The 7,545-nt window shown below is 63.4% G+C and carries 7 protein-coding genes and 1 tRNA gene (1 of these 8 only partly in view); all 8 read right to left on the bottom strand.

What is annotated here, in order from left to right; all coding sequences use genetic code 11:
• Positions 1-23: transfer RNA gene (locus RTY46_RS10155), tRNA-Met, on the bottom strand; it reaches 154 nt to the left of the window's first position.
• A gap of 127 nt (positions 24-150) precedes the next feature.
• Positions 151-1,611, bottom strand: a complete 1,461-nt coding sequence (nuoN, locus tag RTY46_RS10160; RefSeq protein WP_312708170.1) for an NADH-quinone oxidoreductase subunit NuoN — start codon at positions 1,609-1,611, stop codon at positions 151-153.
• 15 nt (positions 1,612-1,626) lie between these two features.
• Positions 1,627-3,135, bottom strand: a complete 1,509-nt coding sequence (locus RTY46_RS10165) for an NADH-quinone oxidoreductase subunit M (protein ID WP_312708172.1) — start codon at positions 3,133-3,135, stop codon at positions 1,627-1,629.
• A gap of 23 nt (positions 3,136-3,158) precedes the next feature.
• A complete protein-coding gene (nuoL, locus tag RTY46_RS10170; protein WP_312708173.1) occupies positions 3,159-5,336 on the bottom strand; it encodes an NADH-quinone oxidoreductase subunit L in 2,178 nt (725 codons plus the stop codon).
• Between the two features lie 7 nt (positions 5,337-5,343).
• A complete protein-coding gene (gene nuoK, locus RTY46_RS10175; RefSeq protein WP_006381125.1) occupies positions 5,344-5,649 on the bottom strand; it encodes an NADH-quinone oxidoreductase subunit NuoK in 306 nt (101 codons plus the stop codon).
• Positions 5,646-6,302, bottom strand: coding sequence for an NADH-quinone oxidoreductase subunit J (locus RTY46_RS10180; RefSeq protein ID WP_108753690.1), 657 nt, complete (start codon positions 6,300-6,302; stop codon positions 5,646-5,648). The genes nuoK and RTY46_RS10180 overlap by 4 nt, the downstream gene beginning before the upstream one ends.
• Positions 6,303-6,311: 9 nt before the next feature.
• Positions 6,312-6,800 carry an NADH-quinone oxidoreductase subunit NuoI gene (gene nuoI / locus RTY46_RS10185; RefSeq protein WP_108750217.1) on the bottom strand — a complete coding sequence of 163 codons (489 nt, stop codon included), beginning with the start codon at positions 6,798-6,800 and terminating at the stop codon, positions 6,312-6,314.
• Positions 6,801-6,803: 3 nt separating this feature from the next.
• On the bottom strand, positions 6,804-7,545 hold a 742-nt coding region (locus tag RTY46_RS10190; protein ID WP_312708174.1), incomplete at its 5' end, for an NADH-quinone oxidoreductase subunit H.

Raw genomic sequence — 7,545 nt, forward strand, 5'->3', positions numbered from 1 at the left:
CTGCCAGACTGCTCCACCCCGCACCGGAAGTGTTTGAACTGCTGCCCTGCTCTTTCGAGGAGGGCTACCGCAACGATGTTCTGGCTGAACCGCTGCAGTGACAACTCAGGCTGCGCATATTACACGAATCGCGCAGCTTTGTGTCAACTTTTATGCAAGATGCGCAAAAGCGTTCTGGCACCAGACCATGATCGGGTTCCAGGACAGGCCCAAAGCCAGCAGCGCCAGCGCGTTCACGCCCAGCACCACGCCCAGCACGCGATCGTTGCTGCGCGGCATGGCCTCGCCCACCGGCTCATCGAAGTACATGACCTTGATGACACGCAGGTAGTAGAAGCAGCCGACCACGGCGCACAGCACGCCGAGGATGGCCAGCCACAGCAGGCCGCCGTTCACCGCAGCGCCCAGCACGGCCAGCTTGGTCCAGAAGCCCAGGAACGGCGGAATTCCGGCCAGCGACGCCATGATGCACAGCACCAGGCCGGCCATCCACGGGTTGCGGGCATTGAGGCCCTTGAAGTCTTCGATGTTCTCGGCTTCAAAGCCCGCACGGGACAGCGCGATGATCGCGCCGAACGCGGCGGTGGACATGATGGCGTAGGCCAGTGCGTAGAACAGCGCGGCCGCGTAGCCCTGCGCGCCGCCGCCGGCGATGCCCATCAGCAGGAAGCCGATGTGCGACACGGTGGAGAACGCGAGCATGCGCTTCAAATTGCTCTGCGCGATGGCCATCAGGTTGCCCAGCACCAGCGACACCGCGGCCAGGCCGCCGATCAGCAGCTGCAGTTCGGTGGACAGCGGACCCACGCCCATTTCCAGCAGGCGGTACGCCATGCCGAACGCGGCCAGCTTCGGCGCCGAGCTGATGAACAGCGCGATCGGGGCCGGGGCGCCCTGGTACACGTCGGGCAGCCACATGTGGAACGGCGCGGCACCGAGCTTGAAGGCGACGCCGGCAATCATGAAGACCGCACCGGTGATCAGCAGCACGCGCTCTTCCGAGTGCGGGATGGCATCACGGATGACGTCCAGATGCAGGCTGCCGGTGGCGCCGTAGATCAGCGACATGCCGTACAGCAGCAGGCCCGAGGCCAGCGAACCGAGCACGATGTACTTCATCGCCGCTTCCGAGGCCAGACCGCTGTCGCGGTTGCTGGCCACCAGGGCGTAGGAGCACAGGGCCAGCAGTTCCAGGCCCAGGTAGACCATCAGCAGGCTGCCGGCCGAGACCAGGATCATCATGCCGGCGGTGCCGAACAGGATCAGCACCGGGATCTCGCCCTGGAACAGGTTGCGGTCACGCAGGTAGCGCCAGCCGTAGACCAGGGTCAGGCCGCTGAGCAGCACGATACCGGTCTTCATGACGTCGGCAGCCGTGTCGCGCACGAACATGCCGTGGAAGACCTCGCCCTGCCCGCCCACGCCGGTTGCCAGCATGAACAGCACCACGGCCAGCGCCGCGAGCGAGAACAGATGGGTGACGATCTTGTTCCGGTTGCTGACGAACAGGTCGAGGATCATCAGGGCGAAGGCGCTGCCGATCAGCACCAGCTCGGGGGCGAGCGGTGGCAGGTCGGCGGCGGTCAATGGCAGCAGCGGCGAGGTGGTCATCATCAAATCCTGGAATTACAGCAGCTTGCTGGATGCGATCTGCATGGCCAGCTTGGCGATCGAGGGCTCCATCAGGTCGGTCAGCGGCTTGGGGTAGATGCCCAGAGCCAGCACGCCGACGGCGAACACGCCCAGCACCAGCCATTCGCGGCCGTTGATGTCCTTCAGTTCGGCCACGTGGCTGTTGGCCACTTCACCGAAGAAGATGCGCTTGTACAGCCACAGGGTGTAAGCCGCACCGATGATCAGAGTCGTGGCCGCGCCCAGGGCAATCCACGGGTTCCGCTGGAACGCCGACAGGATGACCATGAATTCACCGACGAAACCGCTGGTGCCCGGCAGACCGGCATTGGCCATGAAGAACAGCATGGCGAAGGTGGCGAACCAGGGCATGACATTGACCACGCCGCCGTAATCGGCGATGCGGCGGCTGTGCATGCGGTCATACAGCACGCCCACGCAGGAGAACATCGCGCCGGACACGAAGCCGTGCGAGATCATCTGCACCATCGCACCCTGCAGGCCCAGGCGGGCGGCGTCGGCATTGCCGGCCTCACGCACCAGCCACAGGGCAATGAAGGTACCCAGGGTGACAAAGCCCATGTGCGCGATCGACGAATAGGCGATCAGCTTCTTCATGTCGTCCTGCACCAGGGCGACCAGGCCGACGTAGATCACCGCGATCAGGGACAGGGCGATGACCAGCCAAGCCCATTCGTTGGAGGCGTCCGGCACGATCGGCAGGTTGAAGCGCAGGAAGCCGTAGCCACCGATCTTCAGGGCGATGGCGGCCAGGATGACCGAACCGGCGGTCGGCGCTTCCACGTGCGCGTCCGGCAGCCAGGTGTGCACCGGGAACATCGGCACCTTCACCGCAAAGGCGATGAGGAAGGCGAAGAAGATCCACGTCTGCTCGGTGGCCGACAGCTGCAGCGCGTACAGGTCGGCCAGCTGGAAGCTGCCGCCCTTCATGTACAGGTAGATCAGCGCCACCAGCATCAGCACCGAGCCGAGGAAGGTGTACAGGAAGAACTTCAGCGCTGCGTAGATGCGGCGCGGGCCGCCCCAGACACCGATGATCAGGAACATCGGGATCAGCATCGCTTCGAAGAACACGTAGAACAGCATCGCGTCGGTGGCAGCGAAGATGCCGACGGTGACGCCTTCCAGGATCAGGAAGGCGGCCACGTACTGGTTCACGCGCTTGTTGATGGCGCTCCAGGCACCGATCAGGGCGAGCACGCTGACCAGGGTGGTCAGCAGGATCAGCGCCACGGCAATGCCGTCCACGCCCAGGTTGTAGCCGATGTTGTACGCCGGGATCCACGCGTGGGTCTCGACGAACTGCAGGGCATCGATGCCCGGATCGTAGCCGGCCAGCAGCGGCAGGCTTGCCGCGAAGGTCAGCAGCGCGATGCCCAGCGACGCCCAGCGGGCGGTCTGCGCATCACGGATCGCAAGGATCAGGGCACCGCCGATGATCGGCAGCCAGATGAGGACACTGAGTAGGGGCCAGTTCGACACGTCTTCTTATTCCGTACAGGTCATCAACGCAGGTAATGCATCAGCACGCCCAGCAGGGCAATCAGGCCGATGATCATCGCGAAGGCGTAGTGATAGAGGAAACCGGATTGGGTACGACGCAGCACGCCGGCTGCAACGTCCACAACACGTGCCGAGAGATTGACCACGCCATCGACGATGTTGCTGTCGATCCAGCGCGACACCTTGCCGAGCTTGACGCTGCCGCCGGCAAAGCCATCGATCCACAGCTTGTCGAAGCCGTACTTGTTTTCCAGCACCGACACCAGCGGGGCGAAGGTCTTGCGTGCCTTGCCCGACAGGTCCGGCTTCCACAGGTAGAACAGCGCGGCCAGCAGGAAGCCCGCCAGGGTCAGCCAGAACGGCGGCAGCATCATGCCGTGCAGCGCGAACGCCACCGGGCCATGGAACTCTTCACCCAGGAAGGCCACGGTGTTCTTGGCCGGATCGTAGAAATCGACGATGCCGGTGAAGAACGTGTTGACCTGGCCCTTGATGGCCGCGTGCGCGTGGTGGCCGGCCCAGTCGGTGCCATGCAGCATCGGACCGATGCTGAAGAAACCGATGGCAATGGACGGAATGGCCAGCAGGATCAGCGGCAGGGTCACCACCCACGGGGTTTCGTGCGGCTCATGCGGACCGTGGCCATGGCCGTGGTCGTCATGGGCATCGCCGTGGTGCGCATCGGCATGATGGGCATCGGCGGCGTGGTGATCGTCATGGCCGTGGCCATGGTCGTTGTGGTGCGCGTCACGGAAGCGCTCCGGACCGTGGAAGGTCAGGAACAGCAGGCGGAAGCTGTAGAAGCTGGTGACCAGCACGCCACCCAGCACTGCCCAGTAGCCGTAGGTGGCCACCCAGGTGTGCTGCATGTGGGCGTGGATCTCGGCCGCCTCGATGATGGTGTCCTTCGAGTAGAAGCCGGAGAAGAACGGCGTACCGACCAGGGCCAGCGTACCGATCCACATGGTGATGAAGGTGATCGGCATGTACTTGCGCAGGCCGCCCATCTTGCGCATGTCCTGCTCGTGGTGCATGGCGATGATGACCGAACCGGCACCCAGGAACAGCAGCGCCTTGAAGAAGGCGTGGGTCATCAGGTGGAACACGGCGGCCGAGTAGGCCGACACGCCCAGAGCCACGGTCATGTAGCCCAGCTGCGACAGCGTGGAGTACGCAACGACGCGCTTGATGTCGTTCTGCACGATACCGATCAGGCCGGTGAAGAAGGCCGTGGTGGCACCGATGAACAGGATGAAGTTCAGCGCAGTCTGCGACAGCTCGAACAGCGGCGACATGCGGGTGACCATGAAGATACCGGCGGTCACCATGGTCGCGGCGTGGATCAGTGCCGAAATCGGGGTCGGGCCTTCCATCGAATCGGGCAGCCACACGTGCAGCGGAACCTGGGCCGACTTGCCCATGGCACCGATGAACAGGCAGATGCAGATGACGGTGGCGATCGACCACACGACCGGGTCGTTCAGCAGCTGCATGCCGAACAGGGTGCCGTCCCAGATCTGCATCGTGGCTTCGGGGCTGGCCAGTGCGCCGGCCTGCGAGAAGACCTGCGAGTAGTCCAGGGTGCCGAACACCCACAGCACGCCGGCGATGCCCAGCAGGAAGCCGAAGTCACCCACGCGGTTGACCAGGAACGCCTTCATGTTGGCGAAGATCGCGGTCGGGCGCTTGAACCAGAAGCCGATCAGCAGGTACGACACCAGGCCCACCGCTTCCCAGCCGAAGAACAGCTGCAGGAAGTTGTTGCTCATCACCAGGGTGAGCATCGAGAAGGTGAACAGCGAGATGTAGCTGAAGAAGCGCTGGTAGCCCGGATCTTCTTCCATGTAGCCGATGGTGTAGATGTGCACCAGCAGCGACACGAAGGTGACCACCACCATCATCATGGCGGTGAGCTTGTCGACCATGAAGCCGACATGGGCCGAGTACTGGCCGACTTCGAAGAACGTGTACAGGTTCTGGTTGAACGGCTGCGCGCCGCCCCACAGCAGCTGGTACAGCGTGTACATCGACAGGCCGCAGCTGATGGCCACGCCCAGGATGGTGACGGTCTGCGCGCCGAAGCGCTTGACCTGGCGACCGAACAGGCCGGCGATGATGCTGCCGAACAGCGGTGCAAGCACCACTGCGATCAACAGACTCTTGGAGAGAGTGATTTCCATCTGTGGATCAGCCCTTCAACGAATCGACTTCGCCGACATTGATCGTGCGGCGGGTACGGAACAGGGTCACCAGGATCGCCAGGCCGATGGCGGCCTCGGCAGCGGCAACGGTCAGGATGAAGAACACGAACAGCTGGCCGGACGGATCACCCAGCTGGCGGGAGAACGCAACGAAGTTCACGTTCACCGACAGCAGCATCAGTTCGATCGACATCAGCAGCACGATGACGTTCTTCCGGTTCAGGAAGATGCCCGCCAGGCTGATGGCGAACAGCACCGCGCCCAGCGCAAGCATGTGGCCAAGGGTAATCACGGCTGGGTCTCCTCGCCGGCGGCCGGCTTGCTGTTGCTGTGCACGACCGGCTGTTCTGCGCCCATCTTGACCATGCGCAGGCGGTTGCCGGCCTTGACCATGGTCTGGTCGCCCGGGTTCTGGCTCTTCACGCCGGTACGGCGGCGCAGGGTCAGCATGACGGCGGCCACCACGGCCACGGTCAGGATGACGGCGGCGAACTCGAACGGCAGCAGGTATTCGGTGAACAGCGTGCGTGCCAGCCAGGTGATGTTGGAGCTGTCAGCGGCCAGCGCGGCAGCGTTGTCGGCCGGGAAGGCGTTGACCGCCCTGCCCTTCACGCCGATCAGGATGAGCATCTGCACCAGCATGGCCACGGCAACCACCAGGCCTACCGGCAGGTAACGCACCCAGCCCTCGCGCATCTTCGTGGGGTCGATGTCCAGCATCATCACCACGAACAGGAACAGCACCATCACCGCACCCACGTAGACCAGCACCAGCGCCACGCCGAGGAATTCGGCGCCCACCAGCAGCCACACGCAGGCAATGGAGAAGAAGGTCAACACCAGGCAGAGCACGGCGTGAACCGGGTTGCGCACGCTGATCACCGCACCGGCCGAAACCGTTGCCGCGATGGCGAACACCCAGAAAGCGATATTTACCCAATCCATCTCTCGACCTCAGCGGTAAGCGGCATCGGCGGCACGACGCTCGGCGATCTCGGTTTCGAGACGGTCGCCCAGGGCCAGCAGCTGCGGCTTGGTAACGATGTTTTCGCCACGCTTCTCGAAGTGGTACTCGAGGATGTGGGTTTCGACGATCGAGTCCACCGGGCAGCTTTCTTCACAGAAGCCGCAGAAGATGCACTTGAACAGATCGATGTCGTAGCGGGTGGTACGGCGGGTGCCGTCCTCGCGCTTGGCCGAGTCGATGGTGATGGCCAGCGCCGGGCAGACCGCCTCACACAGCTTGCAGGCGATGCAGCGCTCTTCGCCGTTGGGGTAACGGCGCAGCGCGTGCAGGCCGCGGAAGCGCGGCGACTGCGGGAACTTCTCCATCGGGTACATCATCGTGTACTTCGGCTTGAAGCTGTACTTCAGCGTCAGCCACAGGCCGGCCAGCAGTTCGAGCAGCAGCAGGCTCTTGAAGTAATGGGTAATCCTGTTCATCACTTAGACGCCCTTTTGAATCACGCCGAAGAACACCATGACGGCGGTAGCCGCGATCCACAGAATGGCCAGCGGAATGAAGACCTTCCAGCCCAGGCGCATGATCTGGTCATAGCGGAAGCGCGGGAAGCTGGCACGGAACCAGATGTAGGCACTGGCGAAGAAGAACACCTTGACGAACAGCCACGGTGCACCGCCCTTCCAGATCCAGTCGACCAGCGGCGAGATGTTGCCCAGGTCGACCCAGCCCTGGATCGGGCTCAGCCAGCCGCCGAGGAAGAAGATCGAGATCAGGAAGCTGATCAGGATCATGTTCGCGTATTCGGCTAGGAAGAACAGCGCGAAGGCACCGCCGGAGTACTCGACCATGTGGCCGGCCACGATCTCCGATTCGCCTTCCACCACGTCGAACGGCGCGCGGTTGGTTTCGGCCACGCCCGACACCCAGTAGATGACGAACAGCGGGAACAGCGGCAGCAGGAACCAGTCGAAGAAGCCGGAGCTGCCAGCCTGCGCCATCACGATGTTGCTCAGGTTCAGGCTGCCCGCCGCGATCATCACGCCGACCAGGGCGAAGCCCATCGCGATTTCGTAGCTGATCATCTGCGCCGAGGCGCGCATGGCACCCAGGAACGCGTACTTCGAGTTCGACGCCCAACCGGCCAAGATGATGCCGTAGATGCCCAGCGAGGTCATCGCCAGCAGGTACAGCAGGCCAGCATTGGCGTTGGACAGCACGATCTGC

The sequence above is a fragment of the Stenotrophomonas sp. genome (genome assembly GCF_032056425.1).
Classification (GTDB): Bacteria; Pseudomonadota; Gammaproteobacteria; order Xanthomonadales; family Xanthomonadaceae; genus Stenotrophomonas.